The organism is Kaistia sp. MMO-174 (genome assembly GCF_037147815.1).
Classification (GTDB): domain Bacteria; phylum Pseudomonadota; class Alphaproteobacteria; order Rhizobiales; family Kaistiaceae; genus Kaistia; species Kaistia nematophila.
Genome location: NZ_JBBCUO010000021.1, coordinates 1 through 585 on the forward strand (window position 1 = coordinate 1; position 585 = coordinate 585).

The 585-nt window shown below is 60.5% G+C and carries 1 protein-coding gene and 1 pseudogene; both read right to left on the reverse strand.

From position 1 onward, the window contains the following. Positions 1-275: pseudogene (locus tag WFK98_RS27230) on the reverse strand (hypothetical protein); the annotation flags it as partial. 5 nt (positions 276-280) lie between these two features. Then, positions 281-585, reverse strand: a 305-nt coding sequence (locus WFK98_RS27235) for a hypothetical protein (RefSeq protein ID WP_336802523.1), incomplete at its 5' end; no start/stop codon positions are given.

The window sequence follows — 585 nt, forward strand, 5'->3', positions numbered from 1 at the left end:
GGTGGGGTGGGGCTATGGCGGAGGTTGGTGGCCAGCTCGAACCTACCGTCCTCGAATTCCTCGCGTGGCCTGACCCAGATCTGACCGTCGTCCAAACTGCGGTAGACGGCGACCTCGCGCATGTCGACGGATACACCCAGGACCTTACTCACGTCGTCTTTCGGGCTGTAGTTCGCAGTCCACTCGTGCCACTCCTCGGCCTGCATCTTGCCGATGCCGAGCAGCGCGTAGAGCGTGCCGCGCTTCTTGTGCCGGTAGATGGCTGTCTCGCTCATCCTCATCACCTCATGCTGCTTTGGGTTGGGAGGGGGGTGGCGGGTTCGTAGGTCTCGACAAAGATATCTGGCTTACAGGGGTAGAACTCCCCCTTGGTCCCCTTGATGACCCAGTCGCCAACGGCAGCAGTCATGTTGCCCTCAAGGGTATGAATGATGATGCCCTTCTCGGGCATCATCATGTGCGCCCGCGTAGCGTACCCACCATGGCTGCCGATCCACGCGAGAACCCGGTTTGCGCTCTCCATCGTTCCTTCAAACTGCGTCGCTTCGATCACGACGGGCTTCTTGCGGAATGCTGCCATCTCTC